The 22,620-nt window shown below is 59.5% G+C and carries 23 protein-coding genes; 6 read left to right on the top strand and 17 right to left on the bottom strand.

Annotation, left to right across the window (positions count from 1 at the left end):
- Positions 1 to 80: 80 nt before the first annotated feature.
- From cimA to radA, 10 genes are all read right to left on the bottom strand, one after another.
- A complete protein-coding gene (gene cimA, locus AAE029_RS16900) occupies positions 81 to 1,697 on the bottom strand; it encodes a citramalate synthase (protein ID WP_371074023.1) in 1,617 nt (538 codons plus the stop codon).
- Positions 1,698 to 1,729: 32 nt separating this feature from the next.
- Positions 1,730 to 2,689: a prolyl aminopeptidase gene (pip, locus tag AAE029_RS16905; protein WP_371074024.1), complete on the bottom strand. Its 960-nt coding sequence runs from the start codon at positions 2,687 to 2,689 to the stop codon at positions 1,730 to 1,732.
- A complete protein-coding gene (locus AAE029_RS16910) occupies positions 2,686 to 3,162 on the bottom strand; it encodes a GFA family protein (protein WP_371074025.1) in 477 nt (158 codons plus the stop codon). The genes pip and AAE029_RS16910 overlap by 4 nt, the downstream gene beginning before the upstream one ends.
- Positions 3,155 to 3,667, bottom strand: a complete 513-nt coding sequence (locus AAE029_RS16915) for a GFA family protein (protein WP_371074026.1) — start codon at positions 3,665 to 3,667, stop codon at positions 3,155 to 3,157. Before AAE029_RS16915 ends, AAE029_RS16910 begins: the two co-directional genes overlap by 8 nt.
- Entirely contained in the window at positions 3,643 to 4,116 is a 474-nt protein-coding gene (locus tag AAE029_RS16920; protein ID WP_371074027.1) for a GFA family protein, read from the bottom strand. The genes AAE029_RS16915 and AAE029_RS16920 overlap by 25 nt, the downstream gene beginning before the upstream one ends.
- A complete protein-coding gene (gene cysS, locus AAE029_RS16925) occupies positions 4,113 to 5,504 on the bottom strand; it encodes a cysteine--tRNA ligase (RefSeq protein WP_371074028.1) in 1,392 nt (463 codons plus the stop codon). The genes AAE029_RS16920 and cysS overlap by 4 nt, the downstream gene beginning before the upstream one ends.
- A 270-nt stretch (positions 5,505 to 5,774) precedes the next feature.
- Positions 5,775 to 6,515, bottom strand: a complete 741-nt coding sequence (locus AAE029_RS16930; RefSeq protein ID WP_371074029.1) for an SDR family NAD(P)-dependent oxidoreductase — start codon at positions 6,513 to 6,515, stop codon at positions 5,775 to 5,777.
- An 87-nt stretch (positions 6,516 to 6,602) separates the two neighbouring features.
- Positions 6,603 to 8,093, bottom strand: coding sequence for an amidophosphoribosyltransferase (gene purF, locus AAE029_RS16935; protein WP_371074030.1), 1,491 nt, complete (start codon positions 8,091 to 8,093; stop codon positions 6,603 to 6,605).
- A gap of 148 nt (positions 8,094 to 8,241) precedes the next feature.
- Positions 8,242 to 8,856: a CvpA family protein gene (locus AAE029_RS16940; protein WP_371074031.1), complete on the bottom strand. Its 615-nt coding sequence runs from the start codon at positions 8,854 to 8,856 to the stop codon at positions 8,242 to 8,244.
- An 82-nt stretch (positions 8,857 to 8,938) separates the two neighbouring features.
- Positions 8,939 to 10,342 (bottom strand): DNA repair protein RadA, encoded by a 1,404-nt coding sequence (radA, locus tag AAE029_RS16945; protein ID WP_371074032.1) that lies wholly within the window; start codon positions 10,340 to 10,342, stop codon positions 8,939 to 8,941.
- A 161-nt stretch (positions 10,343 to 10,503) separates the two neighbouring features.
- On the opposite strand from radA, the gene AAE029_RS16950 reads away from it, so the two are divergent.
- Positions 10,504 to 11,139, top strand: a complete 636-nt coding sequence (locus AAE029_RS16950) for a LysE family translocator (protein ID WP_371074033.1) — start codon at positions 10,504 to 10,506, stop codon at positions 11,137 to 11,139.
- 96 nt (positions 11,140 to 11,235) lie between these two features.
- Here AAE029_RS16950 and alr read toward each other — a convergent pair whose 3' ends face one another.
- On the bottom strand, positions 11,236 to 12,417 hold the full coding sequence (alr, locus tag AAE029_RS16955; protein WP_371074034.1) for an alanine racemase: 1,182 nt from the start codon (positions 12,415 to 12,417) through the stop codon (positions 11,236 to 11,238).
- A gap of 179 nt (positions 12,418 to 12,596) precedes the next feature.
- The gene (locus AAE029_RS16960; protein WP_371074035.1) at positions 12,597 to 14,093 is read right to left on the bottom strand and encodes a replicative DNA helicase; all 1,497 of its coding nucleotides are present in this window, start codon (positions 14,091 to 14,093) and stop codon (positions 12,597 to 12,599) included.
- 328 nt (positions 14,094 to 14,421) lie between these two features.
- Between AAE029_RS16960 and AAE029_RS16965 the strand changes: the two genes are divergently transcribed.
- Positions 14,422 to 14,865: a MarR family winged helix-turn-helix transcriptional regulator gene (locus AAE029_RS16965; protein ID WP_371074036.1), complete on the top strand. Its 444-nt coding sequence runs from the start codon at positions 14,422 to 14,424 to the stop codon at positions 14,863 to 14,865.
- Between the two features lie 144 nt (positions 14,866 to 15,009).
- Here AAE029_RS16965 and rplI read toward each other — a convergent pair whose 3' ends face one another.
- From rplI to AAE029_RS16990, 5 genes are all read right to left on the bottom strand, one after another.
- Positions 15,010 to 15,585: a 50S ribosomal protein L9 gene (gene rplI / locus AAE029_RS16970; protein WP_371074037.1), complete on the bottom strand. Its 576-nt coding sequence runs from the start codon at positions 15,583 to 15,585 to the stop codon at positions 15,010 to 15,012.
- A gap of 19 nt (positions 15,586 to 15,604) precedes the next feature.
- The gene (locus tag AAE029_RS16975; protein ID WP_371074038.1) at positions 15,605 to 16,588 is read right to left on the bottom strand and encodes a DUF2232 domain-containing protein; all 984 of its coding nucleotides are present in this window, start codon (positions 16,586 to 16,588) and stop codon (positions 15,605 to 15,607) included.
- 162 nt (positions 16,589 to 16,750) lie between these two features.
- Positions 16,751 to 16,999 (bottom strand): 30S ribosomal protein S18, encoded by a 249-nt coding sequence (rpsR, locus tag AAE029_RS16980; protein WP_371074039.1) that lies wholly within the window; start codon positions 16,997 to 16,999, stop codon positions 16,751 to 16,753.
- A 13-nt stretch (positions 17,000 to 17,012) separates the two neighbouring features.
- Positions 17,013 to 17,459, bottom strand: coding sequence for a 30S ribosomal protein S6 (gene rpsF / locus AAE029_RS16985; RefSeq protein ID WP_371074040.1), 447 nt, complete (start codon positions 17,457 to 17,459; stop codon positions 17,013 to 17,015).
- A gap of 296 nt (positions 17,460 to 17,755) precedes the next feature.
- Positions 17,756 to 18,799 (bottom strand): aldo/keto reductase, encoded by a 1,044-nt coding sequence (locus AAE029_RS16990; RefSeq protein ID WP_371074041.1) that lies wholly within the window; start codon positions 18,797 to 18,799, stop codon positions 17,756 to 17,758.
- 197 nt (positions 18,800 to 18,996) lie between these two features.
- On the opposite strand from AAE029_RS16990, the gene fabD reads away from it, so the two are divergent.
- The 4 genes from fabD to fabF all read left to right on the top strand — a co-directional run bounded on the left by fabD (position 18,997) and on the right by fabF (position 22,613).
- Positions 18,997 to 19,941 carry an ACP S-malonyltransferase gene (fabD, locus tag AAE029_RS16995; protein WP_371074042.1) on the top strand — a complete coding sequence of 315 codons (945 nt, stop codon included), beginning with the start codon at positions 18,997 to 18,999 and terminating at the stop codon, positions 19,939 to 19,941.
- Positions 19,942 to 19,971: 30 nt separating this feature from the next.
- Positions 19,972 to 20,709 (top strand): 3-oxoacyl-[acyl-carrier-protein] reductase, encoded by a 738-nt coding sequence (gene fabG, locus AAE029_RS17000; RefSeq protein WP_371074043.1) that lies wholly within the window; start codon positions 19,972 to 19,974, stop codon positions 20,707 to 20,709.
- Between the two features lie 291 nt (positions 20,710 to 21,000).
- Positions 21,001 to 21,237 (top strand): acyl carrier protein, encoded by a 237-nt coding sequence (locus tag AAE029_RS17005; protein WP_003547058.1) that lies wholly within the window; start codon positions 21,001 to 21,003, stop codon positions 21,235 to 21,237.
- Between the two features lie 113 nt (positions 21,238 to 21,350).
- On the top strand, positions 21,351 to 22,613 hold the full coding sequence (gene fabF, locus AAE029_RS17010; protein WP_371074044.1) for a beta-ketoacyl-ACP synthase II: 1,263 nt from the start codon (positions 21,351 to 21,353) through the stop codon (positions 22,611 to 22,613).
- Positions 22,614 to 22,620 lie beyond the last annotated feature (7 nt).

Raw genomic sequence — 22,620 nt, forward strand, 5'->3', positions numbered from 1 at the left:
CGTGCAATGTTCCCAGCGGTCGACGCAGGAGGTGACAACCTTCTCAAAGGAGGGCATGAGCAGCATGACCGGAAAATTGCCTACTCGGCTGCGATCTTTCCCGCCATGTGGCGGTTTTTCATCAGTTTGTAGATGACCGAATCCATCAATGCCTGAAACGAAGCGTCGATGATGTTTTCGGAGACGCCGACCGTCCACCAGCGTACGCCATCGCTATCGGTGGATTCGATCAAGACGCGGGTCACGGCCTCAGTCCCGCCGTTAAGGATCCGGACCTTGAAATCAGCGAGCACGAGATCATCGATTTCATGCTGGTATTTGCCGAAATCTTTGCGGAGCGCCAGGTCGAGCGCATTGACCGGGCCTTCCGCTTCTGCAACCGACATCAGCGTATGCCCGTCGATCGTGATCTTCACGACGGCTTCCGAGACGATCTTTAGGCGGCCATGGGAGTCGAAGCGCCGTTCGATCATCACGCGGAAGCCATCTACGGAGAAGAATTCCGGGATGGTGCCGAGGGTCCGGCGTGCAAGCAGTTCGAAGCTCGCATCCGCTCCCTCGTAAGCATAGCCGGATGCCTCGCGCTCCTTCACGATCGAGATCAGCCGGTCTAGCCTTGGGTCGTCTTTCGATACCTCGATGCCGCGCCGCTTCAGCACATTGATGAAATTCGACTTCCCGCCCTGGTCGGACACCATGACCTTGCGGAAATTGCCAACACTGTCCGGCGGGACATGCTCGTAGGTACGTGGGTCCTTGAGCAGCGCGGAGGCATGGATGCCGGCCTTGGTCGCAAAGGCAGACGCGCCGACATAGGGCATCTGGTGATCCGGCGAGCGATTGAGCAACTCGTCGAATGCGTGTGAGAGACGGGTCAGGCCGACCAGCCGTTCCGTATCGATCGCCGTTTCGAAGCGGTCGCTATAGGTGCCTTTCAGCGCCAGCGTAGGGATGAGTGTTATGAGGTTGGCGTTGCCGCAGCGTTCGCCGACGCCGTTGAGCGTACCCTGGATCTGACGTACGCCTGCTTCGACGGCGGCGAGCGAGTTGGCAACCGCCTGCCCGGTGTCATTATGGGCATGGATGCCGAGCGAACTTCCAGGAATGCCGGCCGCGATCACCGCTTCCACGATCGTGCGGATCTCCGGCGGCTGCGTTCCACCATTGGTATCGCAGAGCACGACCCACCGCGCGCCTGCGTCATAAGCGGTCTTGGCACAGGCGAGCGCATAGGCGGGATTTGCCTTGTAGCCATCGAAAAAGTGCTCGCAGTCGACCATCGCTTCCTTGCCCGCTGCGATCGCCGCCTTGACGCTCTCCGCAACGCATTCGAGGTTTTCCTCGTTGGTACAGCCGAGCGCGACTTCGACATGATAGTCCCAGCTCTTCGCGACAAAACAGATGGCGTCGCTTTCGGCCTGCAGGAGACTGGCCAGTCCCGGATCGTTCGAGGCGGAGACGCCGGCGCGCTTGGTCATGCCGAACGCGACGAAGGAAGCCCTGGTTGTGCGCTTTTGGCGGAAGAAGGCGGTGTCCGTGGGATTGGCGCCTGGATATCCGCCTTCGACATAGTCGAGGCCGAACTCGTCCAGCATGTCCGCGATCGCAATCTTGTCCTCGACCGAAAAGTCGATACCGGGGGTCTGCTGCCCGTCGCGCAGTGTCGTGTCGAAGAGGTAGATTTTCTCGCGTGTCATGATGCTTCGGTCTCGTGGCGGCGATGATAGCCTTATTGTTTGCCTGCGTATTTGTCGGTGGCGCGGATGAGCTGGTCGAGGATGCCCGGCTCAGAAAAAGCATGGCCCGCGCCTTCGATCAGATGGAACTCCGCTCTCGGCCAGGCCTTGCTGAGCGCCCAGGCGTATTTGGCCGGGCAGGGCATGTCGTAGCGTCCATGAACAATCACGCCCGGAATATCCTTCAGCCTGTGTGCGTCGCGAATGAGCTGGCCTTCGTCCATCCAGCCGGCATTGACGAAGAAATGGTTTTCGATGCGCGCAAAAGCGTACGCGAATTCCGCTTCTTCGAACTTGCCGCTGGTCGATGGTTCGGGAAGCAGCGTAATGGTCTCGCCTTCCCAGATGCTCCAGGCCTTGGCGGCGGTAAGGCGCTCAGCCTTGTCCTCATGCGTCAGGCGGCGGTGATAGGCCTGCATGAGCTCATGGCGCTCTTCAGGAGGGATAGGTGCGATGAAGCGTTCCCACTTGTCCGGAAACATCTCCGAGACGCCGAATTGGTAGTACCAGTCAAGCTCCGCCTTGGTCAGGGTATAGATGCCGCGCACAACGAGTTCGGAAACGCGCTCGGGGTATTTTTCGCAATAGGCAAGCGCCAGCGTCGACCCCCAGGAGCCGCCGAAGACCAGCCACTTCTTGACACCGGCCATTTCCCGTAGGCGCTCGATATCGGCAACCAGATGCCAGGTTGTATTTGCGTTGAGGTCGGCATGTGGCGTGGACTTGCCGCAGCCGCGCTGGTCGAAGAGCAGGACGTCATAGAGCGCAGGATCGAACAGGCGACGGTGGCTTGGCGATATGCCGCCACCCGGCCCGCCATGCAGGAAGACTGCTGGCTTTGCCCCCGGCGTTCCGCAGCGTTCCCAGTAAATGACATGGCCGTCACCGACATCGAGGTGGCCGGAGGCATAGGGTTCGATCTCAGGATAAAGCGTGCGCAAAATTTCAGTCATATTTTGAATCCTTGAGAGGGCCAGTGTTCCGTGTCGTGATCGGGATGCTGGAAGGATATGATGCGTTCCTGCCGGGCGACATCCTCCGCGTCGTCGCGAGCGGGCTGGTCGAATATCGTCGTAACCCAAGGGATGCGCGAAGCAAAGTTCACCTGAATCTTCGGAGCGAGATCGCTGCGGTCGTCGAAGGAACCGATCGAGAGTTCTATGCCGTCCGGATGCCGGTAAGTCAGCGGCGTACCGCAATTCCCGCAGAAGCCGCGCTCGATATTGACGGAGGATTGGAAGTACGTGGGCTCTCCGCGAGTCCATTCCAGGCCATCCTTCGGCGCGGTGACGAGCGGACCAAAAAGGCCGCCAAAGGCTTTCTGGCACATCCGGCAATGGCATATGGATGCCCGCCCCAGCTCACCGCGGGTGCGGAAACGCACGGCGCCGCATTGGCAGCCACCTGTTTGAATGGTTTCACTCATGCTTGTTCTCCGCTGGCCAGGTTTGGGTATCGCAATCGGGGTGCTGACAGCTGGTTGCTGCGATCGTTGCTTCGCGAACGGGCGCGTCGGTTTCCGGCTCCCGTGGCAGGCCGTCGAGCTCATGAAACCAAGACATCTTTCGTGACGTATTCGACTGCATCACGGGTTTGACGGCGTTGGGATCGTCCAGGGAGCCGAGCGTGATGTTGATGAAATCCGCTTCGAAAATGTCATAGAAAAGCGGTGTGCCGCACTTGCTGCAAAATCCGCGCCGAACCAGTTTCGAGGATTGAAACCAGCTGGGAGCGCCGCGCGTCAGCATGAAGTCCGAACGCATCACAGCGGCGAGAGGCATGAAATAATTGCCGGCCGCCTTCTGGCACATGCGGCAATGGCAAAGATGCGGGTAGCGGAGTTCGCCTGCAGCATGGTATCTGACCGCACCGCATTGACAGCCCCCGCTACGGGTGGCTCCTGTCGTCACGGGCGCGTCTCCGGCGGCCATTCCTGTGTATCGTGGTCAGGATGCTGGTAGGAGACGATTTCGAGAACGAAGGGCGTCGCAGCATCCTCCGCGGTCCGCATTCCGGGAAGTGTATGCAATGTGTCGGTAAAGGAGATCTTGCCTTCGATGCCGTATTGGATGACCGGTGGCAGCGCGGAGGGATCATCGAAAGCGCCTGCCGCGATCGCGATACCGTCCGGCGCCTCATAGGTCAGAGGCGTGCCGCAGTCCGCGCAGAAGCCGCGCTCGACCAGATTGGAGGAGCGAAATCTTTTACGCTCGCCGCGCGTCCATTGAAGCTCCGCGCCGCGCACGGAAACGAGCGGCGCATAATAGGCACCGAAGGCCTTCTGGCACATGCGGCAGTGACAGATCGAGGAATCCTTGAGTTCGCCGTCGACGCGGAACCGGATCGCTCCGCACTGACAGCCGCCGGTATAGGTCGTCATCTCTTCACCTCCCAAGTTGTCACACGTTCGCCCGTCTGAGGATCCTTTCCATCCTTCAGCTGAATCCCCTCGGAAAGAAGTATCTCGCGGATTTTGTCGGCTTCGGCAAAATTCTTCGCCTTCAGGAGCTCAAGCCGTGCGCGGACGCGCGCATCGATCTCGGATGCGACCGCCTCGTCCAATTCCTTTTTCTGCGGCAGTACGCCGAGAAGGGCGGCACTTGCGGCAAAAACGGGAAGGGCGGCCGGATCGGCATTGGCCGATTGCGCCAGTGAGTGCAAGGCCTGGATGGCCGCGACCGTATTGAGATCATTGGCCAACGCCGACAGGACGGCCGCATCCGGTGCTACGCCCGATGCGTCCGCTGCAGGCCATTTCGCAAGCAGGCGTTCGGCCTCCTCCAGACGCTTCACCGAGAAATCGATCGGCTCCCGATAATGCGTCATCAGCATCGCAAGCCGAAGCACTTCGCCCGGCCATCGGCGGCCGCCGAATTTCTCCGTGTGCAGCAGTTCGTCGATCGTGACGAAATTGCCCTCTGACTTCGACATCTTGCGGCCCTCGACCTGCAGGAAGCCGTTGTGCATCCAGACATTCGCCATAACATCCGTGCCGTGCGCGCAACGCGACTGCGCGATCTCGTTTTCGTGGTGAGGAAAGATGAGATCCAGCCCACCGCCATGGATATCGAAGACCTCGCCGAGATAGCGTTTGCTCATGGCGGAGCATTCGATATGCCAGCCCGGGCGGCCACGACCCCAGGGACTTTCCCACCCAGGCTCAATGTCACTGGAGAGTTTCCAGAGCACGAAGTCGCCCGGGTTCTTCTTGTGCGCATCGACAGCGACGCGGGCGCCCGCCTGCTGCTCGTCGAGATTGCGCTTCGAAAGCTGACCGTAATCGGCCATGGACGTCGTATCGAACAGCACCTCGCCGGCAGCCTGATAGGCATGGCCCCTGGCGATCAGCGTCTCGATCATCTCGATCATCTGCGCAATGTTCTCGGTAGCGCGAGGCTGCGCAGTCGGCTCCAGGCAGCCGAGCTCCTTCACATCATCGAGAAATTGCTGCTCGGTTGTCCGGGTGACTGCACGGATGGCCTCGTTGAGCGGCAGCCCCGGATGGTCGCGCAGCGCCCTCCGGTTGATCTTGTCATCGACATCGGTGATGTTGCGGACATAGGTAACATGATTTTCGCCATAGACATGGCGCAGCAGCCGGAACAGCACGTCGAAGACGATGACCGGGCGGGCATTGCCGATGTGAGCGAAATCATAGACGGTCGGACCGCAGACATACATGCGGACGTTCTGCGAATCGATCGGCGCAAAAGCGACCTCCTCGCGTGTCAGCGTGTTGTACAGCTTAAGTTCCGGTTTCCCGTCCATTCCACTTCTCCCAAATGCATCAGAGTGGTAAAAATATCGTCCCCGGCTGGCCGGGACGTTTGTCATCTTGCGGATTTGGGAGACGAAAACGGCCAGACCAGCGCGAGCGCTAGCGAATGATCTTCCGGCAAATAATGCAGATAACCGTTTTCATGGTCGGCTTTATCGCCTGACTGCAGAAATTGGTCAAGAGGCGAGAACTGCTATTCGCTAACGCAAAGAACCGCTGGCGCGGCGACGGATATTTGTGTCGGTTCGGCGAGGGGAAACTCACTCCGGCAGGCGATAATCCGCGAACCTGTTCTCTCGCGCGACGAAAAGCTTGCCCGTTTCAGTCATCTCGGTAGAGGCGAGCGGCAAGATGGATAGCGCCACTTCGGAAGGATGGGGCAACGTGTCGGGATCCTCGCCCGGAATGGCTTGCGCCCGCATCGCGGTGCGGGTCGGTCCCGGATCGACGCTGATGATGCGCAGGTTGGTTCGCTGCGTTTCGCCGGCCCAAGTCCGGGCCAGAGCCTCGACCGCAGCCTTCGCCGCCGAATAGGGGCCCCAGAAGGGGCGGCATTTGTGCGCTGCGCCCGAGGAAATAATGACGGCGCGACCGGCATCCGAGCGCAGCAGCAGCGGCTCGACGGAACGGATCAGCCGCCATGTCGCCGTCACGTTGATGGTCATGACTTTCTCGAAGACCTTGGCCTCGACGTGGCCGATCGGCGAGATCACGCCAAGAATTCCGGCATTGGCGACAAGTATATCGAGTTTGCCCCAGCGCTCGAAGATCGAGGCGCCGAGCCGGTCGATCGCTTCCATATCCGAGAGATCGAAGGGCACGAGCGTTGCGGATCCGCCAACCGCCCTGATGGCGTCGTCGAGTTCCTCAAGGCCGCCGACGGTGCGGGCGCAGGCGATGACATGGGCGCCAGCCCTGGCGAGTTCCAGCGCCGTGAAATAACCAATTCCACGCGACGCACCGGTCACCAGTGCGATTCTATCCTTCAGATTGACGCTCATGCTTCGTTATTCCGTATTCGCCAAGAAAAGAAGGGCGCGCTCATTCGCCCAGTTCACAAGAGGGAAAAGGCCGCAAGGCGGCCAGTGCTAGCCGTTGCTCGCGAGCACGGAAAGCTTGCGCACGTTGCTGGTGCTGTCCTGATCGAGGAGGCGGGTGGGGTAGTCGCCGGTGAAATAATGATCAGTGAACTGCGGATTTGCCGGATCACGGGGAGCACCGCCGACGGCGCGGTAGAGCCCGTCGATCGAGAGGAATTCCAGCGAATCGGCACCGATGAATTTGCACATGGCTTCGAGGCTCGAATACTGGTTGGCAATCAGCTTGTCGGCTTCGGGCGTGTCGATGCCATAGAAGTCGGGGTAGTAGATCATCGGGCTGGCGACGCGGATATGCACCTCGCGGGCGCCGGCGTCGCGGATCATCTGCACGATCTTGAGCGAGGTCGTGCCCCGGACGATGGAATCGTCGATCAGCACGACACGCTTGTCCTTGATGATGGCGCGGTTGGCCGAATGCTTCAACTTGACGCCGAAGGCACGGATCTGCTGCGTTGGCTCGATGAAGGTGCGCCCGACATAGTGATTGCGGATAATGCCGAGCTCGAAGGGAATGCCGCTAGCCTGGGCATAGCCGATTGCCGCCGGCGTCCCGCCGTCGGGAACCGGAACGACGACATCGGCTTCCACCGGCGCTTCCTTGGCGAGATTGATGCCCATGTTCTTGCGGGCGGTATAGACATTGCGGCCGCCGACGACGGAATCGGGACGGGCGAAATAGACATATTCGAAGAGGCAGAGCCGTTCCGGCTTTGAGACTTCCGGCTTGCGTGCGTCAATCGTGATCGAGCCGTCCGGCTGGATTTCGCAGATGACGACCTCGCCGTTCTCAATGTCACGGATGTATTTCGCGCCGATGATGTCCAGAGCGCAGGTCTCGGAGCAGAAGATCGGCTTGCCGTCAAGTTCCCCCATGACCAGAGGGCGAATGCCGATTGGGTCGCGTGCGGCGATCAGCTTCGTGCGCGTCATGGCAAGCATGGAATAGCCGCCTTCCATCTGGCGGATGGCATCGATGAAGCGATCGGAGGAGGAGACGTGTTTGGAGCGGGCGATGAGATGGAGAACGACTTCCGTATCGGAGGTCGATTGACAGATCGCACCGTCGGCAATCAGTTGCCGGCGCATCGTCAGCCCGTTGGTGAAATTGCCGTTATGCGCAATCGCGATGCCCCCGACTTCCAGTTCCGCAAAGAGCGGCTGCACGTTTCGAAGGATCGTTTCGCCGGTCGTCGAATATCGGACATGGCCCATTGCGCGGTCACCGGGCAGGCGGGCCAGTGTCGCTGGGTTGGTGTAATGATCGCCGACGAGCCCCATCTGCCGTTCAGAGTGAAATCGCTGTCCGTCGAAGGAGACGATGCCGGCCGCTTCCTGGCCGCGATGCTGGAGCGCATGCAGGCCGAGCGCCGTCAGCGTAGCCGCTTCCGGATGTCCAAGGATGCCGAACACTCCGCATTCTTCATGCAGGGTATCTCCGTCGAATTCATCCTCGGATCGGAAGGAATATGATTCGTTCATTGCTGCGGCCCTTTGCTCTCACAAGGAATGGATCGGCTGTTTCCAAAAACGGCGGAAGTCCGGCGGAGCACTTGCCCGGCCGGACTTGGGTTTATCTCCCGCTCAAATGGCGATTGCCATTCGACAGGTCAAGCTGTTGAACACTGCGTCAATCGGCAGGCGGCTGCGTCTCGCCGGCAGGCGGCGCATCTTCCGAGGGCGCCTGATCCCCTGCGGGAGCATTGCTGCCATTTGCGCCTCCCTGCTGAACCTTGTCGAAGACGCTCGCCCGGATCATCTGCGCGAATTCTTCCGGCAAGACCGACTGAAGCTTCACGACAAGCGAATCCAGAAACGGTTTGGACTTCGCATTGTTGACCCAGTCGGGACGATGGTTGACATCGACCAGCCAGTTCCAGAAGGCGACGGCCACGACAAGCAGGAGTATGCCGCGCGCCGCGCCAAAGAGAAAGCCCAAAGTACGGTCGAGCGCACCGATCCGGCTGTCGATGATGAAATCGGCAATCCGCATCGTGATGAAGGAGATGACGATCAAAGCGATCAGGAAGACGACGGCCGCAGAACCGGCGATCGCGATACGGTCGTCATCGGTATATTTGCGGGCATAGGGCAGGAGGTAGGGATAGAGATAATAGGCGGCCGCGGCCGAGCCGCCCCAGCTCGCTATGGACAGAACCTCGCGGGAAAAGCCGCGAACCATCGCCAGTACGGCGGAGAAGAGTACGACGCCGATGACAATACCGTCGAAAATCGTAATGGGCATATAAATTCAACTCCAGAACTTGCCGTATCGCCGCGTCTTTCGCATGTCCGCTATAGCATCACCGCCGACGGCGAAGAAAGGATCAAACATTATCTTCCACATGCCGTAACGCACCTTTCGATCCGGCGATCCGCGCCACCAGATCCGGCAAGCTGTCGATCTCGCTCCAGCGTCCGCCTGAGCCCTTTGGAAGATCGGCCGAGGCCGCCGGAAGCAGAGCTGCAGAAAATCCAAGCTTCTCGGCTTCTTTGAGGCGCTGCGCGGTGTGTGCCACCGGTCGGACCGCGCCCGACAGGCTGACTTCGCCGAAATAGACGCAATCGGCCGGCAGGGCAAGACCGGCGAGAGAGGAAACAAGAGCCGATGCAACCGCAAGGTCGGCAGCCGGTTCGGACACGCGATAACCGCCGGCGATATTCAGGTAGACGTCGTGTTGCCCGAGGCGCACGCCGCAATGGGCTTCGAGTACGGCAAGGATCATAGACAGGCGCGCCGAATCCCAGCCGACGACTGCGCGTCGGGGGGTGCCAAGAGAGGTCGGCGCGACGAGGGCCTGCACTTCGACGAGGACTGGCCGGGTGCCCTCCATTCCGGCAAAGACCGCTGCACCCGGCGATTTCTCGTTGCGTTCGCCAAGAAAAAGCTCCGATGGATTGGCGACTTCGCGCAAGCCCTTGTCCGACATTTCGAAGACGCCGATTTCGTCCGTCGGCCCGAAACGGTTCTTGACCGTGCGCAGAATGCGGTAGTGGTGGCCGCGATCCCCCTCGAAATAGAGAACGGCATCCACCATGTGCTCGACGACGCGAGGGCCGGCGATCTGGCCGTCCTTGGTGACATGACCGACGAGCACCATGGCCGCACCGGTCTGCTTTGCAAAGCGGATCATCGACTGCACGCCGGTGCGCACCTGCGTCACCGTGCCGGGTGCGGACTCCGCAAGCTCGCTCCAGAGCGTCTGGATGGAATCGATGATGATGAGATCTGGACGCTTGCCCTCGGCAAGTGTTGCCAGAATATCCTCCACGTTCGTTTCGGCGGCGAGCATCACGTCGGTATCGGCCGCATGCAGCCGCTGCGCTCGAAGGCGGACCTGCGCAACGGCTTCCTCGCCGGAAACATAGATGATGCGATGACCGCGGCGCGAAAGGGCCGCTGCGGCCTGCATCAGAAGCGTCGATTTGCCGATGCCGGGATCGCCGCCGACAAGAACGGCCGAGCCGCGTACAAAACCGCCACCGGTGACGCGATCGAGTTCCGATATGCCCGTCTGGACGCGCGGCGCCTCTTCGATCTCGCCGGAAAGCGCCGTCAGTGCGACAGGTCGCCCCTTCCTAGGCACCTTGGCAGGCCCCCCGCCGATACCCCCCATCGGGTCTTCCTCCACGATGGTATTCCATTCACCGCAATTATCGCATTTGCCGGCCCAGCGGTTATGAATGGTGCCGCAGCTTTGGCAGATGAATTGTGTTCTGGCCTTGGCCATCGGTTGCTTCTTTCATTTTTCGTGCCGGACAAACACTGCAGTCTTCGTGTCGAATCACCGCTCTCCGTCAGATAATGGCTCCCCGCATAGATCAAAACTAATGATTTCCCTATCAACGCCTGCCATGTCAGCCTTTGTGCAGGTATTTCGACAGGTCGATCATGTTCGATTATTCGCTTGCGCACTGGCTCACTTTTCTTTCGGCCGCGATCCTTCTCAATGTGTCGCCAGGCCCGGACATCGCGTTTATCCTGGGACACACTATCAGGAGCGGAACCCGGGTGGGCTTTGCTGCGCTGTTCGGCATATGGACGGGGGCCTGTCTGCATGTGCTGATGGCGGCGCTTGGGCTCTCGGCGATACTGGCAGCGTCCGCCGTCGCCTTTTCGACTGTGAAATGGATCGGCGCCGCTTACCTGATATGGCTTGGAATACAGGCCTTGCGGTCGAGCGAAGGCGGAAGCTTTATCAAGCCTCAAAACGAGATCCTGCCATCCAGCCGCATCTACCGGCAGGGAATTCTCGTCTCGCTTCTCAATCCGAAAGTCGCGATCTTTTTTCTCGCCTTCCTGCCGCAGTTCGTTGTTGAAGGCGCGGGGCCGGCCTGGGCACAACTATTGCTGCATGGCGGCTTGATCATTGTCGTCGCGGCCTTCATCGAGCCGCCGCTGATCCTTCTCGGCGGGCGCTTGGCGGGCGCTTTGAAGAGCAATGTGAAAATCGGGCTATGGCTTGATCGCGGCCTCGGTGCTTTGTTCGTTGCGCTCGGCGTCCGTCTGGCTTTGAGTTCACGCTAGAGCAATTCCAGGAAAAGTGCGAAGCGGTTTCCCTCCGGAATTGCGTAAATCAAAAGGTCAGAGCGGTTCTGCGCTTCCATGAAAAGCTGAAACGCTCTAAGGCGGGGCCCACTCTTCTTCGGCCTCGATGTACCGGCGCTCGTGGCGCAATCCGATACTCGTCAGCACCTCGTATCCGATCGTTCCCGCTGCTCGTGCCAGATCGTCGACCGGAATATTGCTGCCAAAGAGTTCGATATAGTCTCCAGTCCGTATCCAATCTTCCGGCACGTCGGTCACGTCGAAGATGGTCAGATCCATCGTGATGCGGCCAGCGACCGGCACGCGATGGCCGGCGATAAAACCGTATCCACCTTCGGGCACGGTCTTTCTGAGCGGCACGCCGCCGCTTGAAAGACTGCGCATATAGCCGTCTGCGTAGCCCGCCGAGACGATCGCCAGACGGCTGTCGCGGGTCAGTTGCAGAGCCCCGCCATAGCTGACCAATTCTCCGGCCTTCACGGAACGTATCTGAATGACGCGTGTCTCCGCGGTGGCGACCGGACGCATCGGATTGGCCATGCCCCTGACGGCCTCGCCGCCGTAAAGGGCAATACCAGGCCGTGTGACATCGAAGTGGTAATCGGGGCCCAGGAAAATGCCGGCCGAAGCCGCAAGACTTGATTCAATACCTTCGAAAGCGGCGCTAACCCTGTGGAAAGATTCGAGCTGGACACGGTTCATCGGTGACGAGGGGTCGTCGCCGCAGGCAAGATGGCTCATAACAAGGACCGGTGAGAAACTTGCCGGTCGCGAGACGTCGCCGGCAAGCTCAAGCGCATCCTGCATCGGCAGTCCGAGTCGATTGAAACCGGTATCCACATGCAGTGCGCAGGGATGGTCGCCATGATCTGCCGAGACGGCCATCCAGAAGGCGAGCTGCTCCTCCGAGGAAATCACCGGAACGAGATCATGTTCGAAGAATAGACGCTCCAGACCCGGCCAGATGCCCGAAAGCACAAAAATGCGCGCTTCCGGCGCGTAGAGCCGGAGCGTGGCGCCTTCGTCCGCCGTGGCGACGAAGAAATCGCGAGCACCGGCGAGATAAAGCGCTTCGCCGGCATCTTCAATGCCCATGCCGTAAGCGTCGGCCTTGACGACTGCGGCTGCACGCGCTTTGCCCGATCGGCGCGCCATATTGCGCCAATTCTCGACAAGGGCGCCGAGATCGACTGTCAGACGCAGTCCGGCGGAGGCAAAGGCATCGTAATCATCGAAGGTATCTTGAAAGTCGGTCATGAGCCCACTGTTAAAACGGCGGAGGAAGATTCTGCGCTCAGTCTATCGCATGTATCCTCTAATCGGGATCGATTTAAGGACAGAAACATGCAGCAATTCAAAGTGCTACAGCCAGCCTTTCCGATAGGAACTGCCGCCTTGCACGCCCGAGCCCGCATAAAGGCATCATGCCTCTGGGCTTAGTGTTCCTCATATTGCATGAAGGACGGATCGGCGAGATCGGCAAAGCGCGTGAATTCCGATTGAAAGGCGAGCTTCACCGTACCGGTGGGGCCGTGGCGTTGCTTGGCGATGATGACGTCGGCCGTACCCTTCACCTTGTCGAATAGCGCTTCCCATTCCGCATATTTCGGATCGTTCGGATCGCGCGGCTCCTGGTTCTTGACGTAATATTCCTCACGAAACACGAAGAGCACGACGTCGGCGTCCTGCTCGATCGAGCCGGATTCGCGAAGGTCGGAGAGCTGCGGGCGTTTGTCGTCACGGCTTTCGACCTGGCGCGACAGCTGCGACAGCGCGATAATCGGAACGTTGAGTTCCTTGCCGAGCGCCTTGAGGCCAGTGGTGATTTCAGTGATTTCCTGGACGCGATTCTCGCCAGCCTTCTTGGAGCCGGTCATGAGTTGGACGTAGTCGACGACGAGCACATCAAGACCGCGCTGCCGCTTGAGGCGTCGGGCACGTGCGGCGAGCTGCGCGATCGAAATGCCGCCGGTCTGGTCGATATAGAGCGGCACCTTCTGCATCATCATCGAGCAGGCGACGAGTTTCTCGAAGTCGGCATCGTTGATGTCGCCGCGGCGGATTTTCGAAGAGGAAACCTCTGTTTGTTCGGAGATGATACGTGTGGCGAGCTGCTCCGATGACATTTCGAGCGAATAGAAGCCGACCACGCCGCCGTTCTTCGCCTTCATGCTGCCATCCGGCTGGACCTCGCCCTCATAGGCGGCGGCGATGTTATAGGCGATATTGGTGGCGAGCGACGTCTTGCCCATGCCAGGACGTCCGGCAAGGATAATGAGGTCCGACCGTTGCAGTCCGCCCATCTTGCTGTCGAGCGAATGAATGCCGGTGGAAATACCCGAAAGGCCCCCATCACGCTCCTTTGCCACGGCCGCCATGTCGATCGCGAGCGCGACGGCGTCGTTGAAGGATTGGAAGCCGCCGTCGTAGCGGCCATTCTCGGCCAGTTCGAAGAGGCGGCGTTCCGTGTCTTCGATCTGGGCCTGGGGCGGCATGTCAAGTGGCGCGTCATAGGCGATATTGACCACATCCTCGCCGATGGTGATCAGCGCGCGGCGCAGTGCCAGATCGTAGATCGCGCGGCCATAGTCTTCGGCATTGATAATGGTGACCGCTTCGCGGGCAAGACGCGCGAGATATTCCGAGACGGTAAGGTCGCCAACTTTTTCCTGAGCGGGAAGGAAGGTCTTGATGGTGACCGGATTGGCGGTCTTGCCCATGCGGATGATATCGCCGGCCACCTCGAAGATCTTGCGATGCAGGGGCTCGTAGAGGTGAATAGGCTTCAAGAAATCCGATACCCGGTAGTAGGCGTCGTTATTGACCAGAATGGCACCGAGAAGAGCTTGCTCCGCTTCGATGTTGTTGGGCGCCTCACGATAATGCTGCTCGGCTTGAGCAACGGCGGCAATCTTTCGAACGGCGTCGTTCATCCTGTTCTCGTCTCTTTATTGCTGCCTATCGGTTTGCGGCGGGAACTCTCCACGGTCAAGGCTCTTGAAGCGAATGCCCCGCCCGATTGCCCGAAATCGTTCGAAGCATTCACGTTGTTCCACTCTTCCACAGACCGTCACCGGCCTGTTGCAAATTATTAGGAGTGTCGCGTATGTGCCACGGTCCGACTCACTCGACCACTTGGAGATCCTACCGTCTCAGGACTCCCCGGAAAACGTATTTGGCGATTTTTGCGCTTGAAAATTCCATATATTCATTTAAGAACTAGCGAAATAATTAGTGCACTAATTAATTGAGGTGATGCACGTGCCGAACATGTCGCTGGGGCGGGAAGTGATCGAGGAAGTCGCGGCTTTCACCCGAAAGCTCAAGGCGAGCTTTGCATCGCTCGTTCGCGAACGGAACATGACGCTGCCGCGGGCTCGCGTGTTTTTCGCGCTGTCCAAGAAGGATGGCATCAATCAGCGCGAACTCGCAGAACTGCTTGACCTCGAAACGCCGACGCTGGTGAGAATTCTCGATGCGATGGAAGCCCAGAACTTCGTCGAACGCCGCACGCCCGACGCCGACCGGCGAGCCAAGCAGATCTTCATGACCGAGGCTGGCAGGGCGATCGCCAGCGAAGTCGACGAACTGGCGACTGAGGTTCGTGCGCGCGTTATTGAAGGTATTTCCGAACAAGAGCTAAGGGTCGCGTTGAAGGTCGTTCGCGCCATGATGGCGAATTTGACATCAGTCGGCAAGGATTGAACACGGGCAACGATCCCGGTCGAACACGAGGGAACGGTGCGATAAAGAGCCTGTTCTCCGAAATATCCGAAGCCAACCGCGATGGAAAAAGCCCGGATCGAGTATCCGGGCTTTGATATGAAGGACGATGTCCTGTCCGGTATATTAGGCTTCGTCGCTTTCGATTTCAGCTTCCGGATCGAAGAAGTCTTCGGGACGCAATGCGTCTTCGTCAACACCGTAAATGGCTTCGGCGGAGGTGAGCGTCTCGCCCTTGGACTGACGCTCTGCCTCTTCGGCCGAACGGGCAACGTTCAGCTCGACATGGATTTCGACTTCGGCATGCAGCTGAATCTCGACCTTGTGCAGACCGATGGCCTTGATCGGCGTGTTCAGGTGAACCTGGTTGCGGCCGATATTGAAGCCTTCGGCGGCGAGGATTTCAACGACGTCACGGGCAGCGACGGAACCGTAGAGCTGGCCGGTTTCACCGGCGGACCGTACGGCGATGAAGGACTTGCCGTCGAGAACGTCGGCGACCTTCTGGGCTTCGGACTTGCGCTCGAGGTTGCGAGCTTCGAGCGTTGCGCGCTCGGCTTCGAAACGGGCCTTGTTGGCGGCATTGGCGCGCAGCGCCTTGCCGAGCGGCAGCAGGTAGTTGCGGGCAAAGCCGTCGCGGACCTTTACGGTCTCGCCCATTTGGCCGAGCTTGGAGATGCGCTCCAGGAGAATAACTTCCATCTGTTTGTTCCTTTCGATTTCAGAATTTCGTGTCGGGTTGGTTCTGTGCATTTGCATCCTTGTTGGGGGTCAACGCGATCGCCTTGCGCGTATCGGAAAGACCAACAACGAGGATGAAGAGGGCCGGCAACGCGAGCATGAGCGATGCCAGATAGCAGAGGATCAGGGCGGGTATGCGCCAATCCTTGCCGCGGGTGCGGTAGTGCAGGGCGGCGAAGCCGGAGAGCAGGAAGCCAGCCCCGAAGGTGCCGAGTACGGTGGCGCCGATGAGTGCAGGCACGCCACCCAGGAAGCAGGCGATCAGTCCGGCGAGAAAAATGAAGATCGCGTTCCTATTCATGCGCAGTGCGGAAGGAATATCCTCGCGCGGGCGGAAATTGCGTCCGGAAACGGTCACGATCCGGGTCGCGACATAGTAGGCTGCAAAGAGCAGACTTACCCAGAACGCGCCCTGGACTGCAGGGATAGCAAGCAGCATCAGCGCCTTGGCACGGGCCGTAGCCTCCGGATCGGGTGCAAAGGTCGGCTGCTGCTCGCGAAGCGAAGTGATGAAGAGGTCGACGATCTGGTCGGTCAGCGTCGGGCCGTAGCCGATCATGACCCCGATGACGATCATGGCGAAGGTCACGAGACCACAGAGGTGCAGCAGGATGTCGGAGAGCGGATACCACGCCGTCAGATGGTCCGGTCCACCGAGCTCGGATGCTGGGCGGGCCAGATTGGCGAGATGGCTGAGCCAGCCGGCCGGAGCAAGTGTCACCAGGGTCATGACGACGGCAAAAGAGGGAGAGATGGTGAGTGCGCTGAGAGCGGCCGCAGTGATCACGGCCGCGATCGCAGCGACATTGCCCCAGCCAAGACCGGCAAGCAGGATCGGAAGGGCGGAAGCGGCATAAAGAACGACGCTGAAAGACGACTGCGCATTCGCGCCCAGCACCAGCAGGGCGGCGGTAATTCCGGCGAGCGCGCCGGTCACAAGCGTCTTCGAGTTCAATCTTTGCACGTCGCTGTCCTGCTTCATCAAGCAGTTAGGGGAGGTTTTCTTGGATCAATTCCAGAGAAGCAAGTCCCCAACATGGGTTTTAAGGGTTCCGATCCGCGCCCATCGCGGAAGGGAGAAGGGAAGGCATGACTGCCTCCCCTGAAAGCATTCTAAGTCGGCCGATTAGGCAACGACGTAGGGCAGCAGGCCGAGGAAACGGGCGCGCTTGATCGCCTGAGCGAGCTCGCGCTGCTTCTTCTGCGAGACAGCCGTGATGCGGGACGGAACGATCTTGCCGCGCTCGGAAATGTAGCGCTGCAGGAGGCGAACGTCCTTGTAGTCGATGCGCGGAGCGTTTGCACCGGAGAACGGGCAGGTCTTGCGACGACGATGGAACGGACGGCGAACCGGAGCGGAGGATGCTTCAGCCATATCTCAAATCTCCTTATGCACGGTCTTCGCGCGGACGGCGCGGACGGTCTTCACGGTCGCCGCGATCCGGGCGCGGGCCACGGTCGCCGAAGCCGCCTTCACGCGGACCACGGCCATCGCGCGGACGGTCATCGCGGTCACGCTTCTGCATCATGGCGGACGGGCCTTCCTCGTGCTTCTCGACGGCGATCGTCATGTAGCGAAGAACGTCTTCGCTGATGCGCATCTGACGTTCCATTTCCTGGACGGCAGGGGCCGGTGCATCGATGTCCATCAGGGCGTAGTGGGCCTTGCGGTTCTTCTTGATGCGATAGGTGAGGGACTTGAGACCCCAGTTCTCGACACGCCCGACTTTGCCGCCGTTTGCTTCGATCACACCCTTGTACTGTTCGATAAGGGCATCGACCTGCTGCGCGGAAACATCCTGCCGGGCAAGGAATACATGTTCGTAAAGAGCCATGGTAAGCTTTGCCTTTCTTGCGTTGGTCTGAACCCGGGCCCTAGCGGCTAAGCCTCAACGACTGCTCCTGAGAGGGCGGACCCAAGCAAGAAAAGCGTTATCCGAGACGGTCGAGAGCGGAGACACGGGAGGCTGGAACGCTACGGTTCCGAACGGTCTCGCCAAAAGCGAAACCGGCCCTCCGTTCAGCCACCAGCCAGTAGACCGGGTTGCGAACAGAGGGCCTTATACGGATTTTTGCACGGAAGGCAAGCGAGGAAATCCCCGCCGGCTTCAGTTCGAGCTAGCGCCACGTCCTACATCGGCATTGGATACTGCCGGTGAACCTTCTCGATCTCGATCAGGACATCGTCCGACAAAGTCACGTCTGCGGCGCCGATATCGATTTTCAATTGCGGTATCGAGGTCGCACCGATGATCGCCGCCGTCATGAAGGGCTTGGTCAGGCAATAGGCGAGCGCCATCGCGGCCGGATTGAGGCCGTGCTTGGCGGCGATGTCGAAATAGGCGCGCGTGGCCGGCTCCTGCAGCGGCTGCAGGCGTCCACCGATGTCCCTGTTAATAGAGCCGCGCGAACCTGCCGGCCTTTCTCCACCGACATATTTGCCGGTGAGAATACCACCGGCAAGCGGCGAATAGGCAAGCAAGCCGACATCTTCGTAATGCGAAAGCTCGGCTAGATCGAGATCGAAGTGCCGATAAAGGAGATTGTATTCGTTCTGCACGCTTGCGACGCGCGGCAGGCCCTTCTGTTCCGCCAGGGTCAGGTACTTCTGTATGCCCCAGGTCGTTTCGTTCGAAAGGCCAATGGCGCGGATCTTGCCGGCCTTCACCAGTTCGCTCAGCGTTTCGAGGGTCTCCGTGATTTCAGCGATCGCCTTCGCGCGGTCTTGCGTGAAGGGGTTGTAATTCCAGCATTGGCGGAAGTGGAAGTGGCCACGGTTCGGCCAGTGGATCTGGTAGAGATCGACATAGTCTGTTTTAAGCCTGGAGAGGCTGGCGTCGAGCGCCTCCCGAATGCCGGCAGCATCCGTCGGCCGACCGTTACGGATATAGTCGCGACCGGAGCCGGCGACTTTCGTGGCAAGAATGATATCCTTGCGCTTTCCGGTCCTTTCGAACCAACTGCCGATATATTCCTCGGTGCGGCCCTGTGTTTCGGGCGAAACCGGCGTCGTTGGGTAAAGCTCCGCAGTATCGAAGAAATTAACGCCTTTTTCGACGGCATAGTCCATCTGTTGGTGGGCATCGGTTTCATCATTCTGGGAGCCCCAAGTCATGGTGCCGAGGCAAATTTGAGAGACGGAAATGTCAGTCCGTCCTAATTTATTGTATTTCATGGGAAAACCTTTGGTGCAGCTCAAAGAGTTTCGATGGGGGCGAGACCGCGCAAATCTAGAAAAGATTTGAACGGACGCAAGGAGAAAAATCGGCGCTTTGTGCGGATGCGAAAGGACTTGCGGCCTTTGAGGCGCCTATTGACTCCTCAGGAAAGAATGTCAATTGGAGAGCAAATCAGCCTGAGGATTTATTAAGAATGACGATTGCTTTTACATTTCCCGGCCAAGGCAGCCAGGCTGTCGGCATGGGCCGCGAGCTTGCGGATAATTTTGCCGAAGCCCGCGCCGTATTCGAGGAAGTGGACGATGCGCTGGACGAGAAGCTCTCCGACATTATTTTCGATGGTCCTGAAGACACGCTGACGCTGACGGCGAACGCGCAGCCTGCGCTTATGGCCGTTTCAATGGCGGTAATGCGTGTGCTCGAGGCAAGAGGCTTCGACCTGAAAGCCAGGATCTCTTATGTCGCTGGCCATTCGCTCGGCGAATATTCGGCGCTCTGCGCCGCCGGCACTTTTTCACTGGCCGACACCGCGCGGCTGTTGCGCATTCGCGGCAATGCGATGCAGTCGGCTGTTCCCGTCGGCGTTGGCGCCATGGCTGCGATCATCGGGTTAGAGCAGGCTGAAGTCCTTTCCGTCTGTGAGGAGGCTTTGGTCATGGGCTCCTGCCAGATCGCCAATGACAATGGCGGCGGTCAACTCGTCATTTCCGGGGAAAAAGCGGCCGTCGAGCATGCTGCCGCGCTGGCGACGGACAAGGGCGCCAAGCGGGCGATCCTGCTTCCCGTCTCGGCCCCTTTCCATTCGAAGCTGATGGTTCCGGCGGCGGATGCCATGCGGGAAGCGCTGGTGAATGTTCAGAAATCCGACCCAGCTGTGCCGTTGGTTGCCAATGTGCGCGCCGCGCCGGTGACCAACGCGGCAGAAATCGCAGGCCTGCTGGTCGAGCAGGTGACGGGACAGGTCCGCTGGCGCGAAACGGTGGAATGGTTTGCTGCCAATAATGTGACAACATTGTATGAAATTGGCGCAGGCAAGGTGTTGACCGGGCTTGCCCGGCGCATCGACAAATCGGTAACCGGCGTTGCCGTTAATTCGTCAGCCGATATCGATACCGCGCTTGCGAGCCTCATCGGCTGATCGTGAAACTTGAAGAACAAGGATGCACCCATGTTTGATTTGACCGGCCGTAAGGCGCTGGTAACCGGAGCGACTGGCGGTATCGGCGAGGAGATTGCGCGCCTCTTGCATAGGCAGGGTGCCGTCGTCGGCCTGCATGGCACGCGCGTCGAAAAGCTCGAGGCATTGGCAGCCGAACTCGGTGAGCGCGTCAAGATCTTTCCGGCCAATCTGGCGAACCGCGACGAAGTAAAAGCGCTTGGAGCACAGGCGGAGGTCGAGCTTGAGGGCGTCGATATTCTCGTCAACAACGCAGGCATCACCAAGGACGGTCTATTTGTCCGCATGAGCGACGAGGATTGGGATAGCGTTCTGGAAGTCAATCTGACCTCCACCTTCCGCCTGACGCGTGAACTCACACATCCGATGATGCGTCGCCGGTATGGCCGCATCATCAATATTACTTCCGTTGTGGCTGTGACTGGTAATCCGGGGCAGGCGAACTACTGCGCGTCGAAGGCCGGCATGATCGGTTTCACGAAATCGCTGGCGCAGGAGATCGCCACCCGCAACGTGACGGTGAATTGCGTGGCTCCCGGCTTTATTGAGTCCGCCATGACCGGCAAGCTGAACGACAAGCAGAAGGAAGGGATCATGGGCGCGATCCCGATGAAACGCATGGGGACAGGTGCTGAAATAGCCTCCGCCGTTGCCTATCTCGCTTCGTCGGAGGCAGGCTATGTCACCGGTCAGACTCTGCACGTCAACGGCGGCATGGCCATGATCTGAAACGAGAAAGCCGACTGGCGCGAAAATTCCTTCCAATAGCGTGTTGACCAATCCGGCGCGGTTGATTTTCTGGCTTTGCGACAGACTTAAACCGTGTTAAGCGGGCCATGACTGTGAACAGTCGTCCCGAATATGTAGACGGGCCGGACAACTTCTGTGGGGCCCGGGCCGCATCTCAAAGCCGGGTTGAACGGGTTTGTCAGCGGTGCCGGCTTTGTCGGCGCTGCAGGCTCTAACAGGGTAGGGATGCTGTACAGCATCTGATCAAGAGATAAGGTCGAGGAAACCGACATGAGCGATATCGCAGAGCGCGTAAAGAAAATTGTTATTGATCATCTTGGCGTTGATGCCGACAAGGTTGTTGAAAGCGCAAGCTTCATCGACGATCTGGGCGCGGATTCGCTCGACACCGTTGAATTGGTCATGGCCTTCGAAGAAGAATTCGGCGTTGAAATCCCCGACGATGCTGCCGACTCCATTCTGACGGTCGGCGACGCAGTAAAGTTCATTGAAAAGGCTCAGGCATAATCGCTTGTGATTTAGTGAGGGCGGTCTCATCGAGTCCGCCCTCTTTTGTCCGCAGATGCGGGCCAGTTTCTCCATAAGACCTATGTGAAGAAAAAGACGGGGGGTTACGGGCGATGAGACGTGTCGTTATCACTGGTACCGGCATGGTATCACCTTTGGGATGCGGGACGGAGGTAAGTTGGTCTCGGCTCCTTTCCGGACAGAGCGGTGCCCGCCTCGTCACCGAATTCGAGGTTGACGACCTCCCCGCGAAAATCGCTTGCCGCATTCCGGTAGGCGACGGCAGCGCAGGCACGTTCAATGCTGACGATTGGATGGAGCCCAAGGAGCAGCGCAAGGTCGACCCCTTCATCATCTACGGCATGGCTGCTGCTGACATGGCGCTCGCTGACTCCGGCTGGCATCCCGAGAGCGACGAGGATCAGATCGCGACCGGCGTCCTGATCGGCTCCGGCATCGGTGGCATCGAGGGCATCGTCGAGGCGGGTTATACGCTGAGGGATAAGGGACCGCGGCGCATATCTCCCTTCTTCATCCCGGGTCGTCTCATCAATCTCGTCTCCGGCCAGGTTTCGATCCGTCACAAGCTGCGTGGCCCGAACCATTCGGTTGTCACCGCCTGCTCGACGGGTGCTCACGCCATCGGTGATGCCGCGCGTCTGATTGCGCTTGGCGACGCCGATGTGATGGTCGCCGGTGGCACCGAATCGCCGGTCAGCCGCATCTCGCTTGCGGGCTTTGCCGCCTGCAAGGCGCTTTCCACACAGTTCAACGATGAGCCCCAGAAGGCTTCCCGCCCCTATGACCGGGATCGCGACGGTTTCGTCATGGGCGAGGGATCGGGTATCGTCGTTCTGGAAGAACTGGAGCATGCCAAGGCCCGCGGGGCGAAGATCTATGCCGAGGTCGTCGGTTACGGTCTTTCCGGCGACGCATATCATATTACCGCTCCCTCCGAAGACGGTGAGGGCGCGCAGCGTTGCATGACCGCTGCCCTCAAGCGTGCAGGTCTCACGCCCGCCGATATCGACTACATCAATGCGCACGGAACCTCGACCATGGCCGACACGATTGAGCTCGGCGCGGTCGAACGCCTGGTCGGCAATGCTGCCTCGAAGATATCGATGTCTTCGACCAAATCCGCGACCGGCCATCTGCTTGGTGCGGCCGGTGCCGTCGAAGCCATCTTCACAACCCTTGCCATTCGCGACAATATTGCGCCACCGACGCTCAATCTCGATAATCCGGAACGCGAAACCGTCATCGATTTGGTTCCGCACAAGGCTCGTAAGCGAGAAATCAACGTGGCGCTGTCCAATTCCTTCGGATTCGGCGGCACCAATGCGTCGTTAGTACTGCGCCGGTATGAAGCGTAGGGGCAGG

The organism is Sinorhizobium sp. CB7, from assembly GCF_041357635.1.
In the GTDB taxonomy this organism is placed as follows: Bacteria; Pseudomonadota; Alphaproteobacteria; order Rhizobiales; family Rhizobiaceae; genus Rhizobium.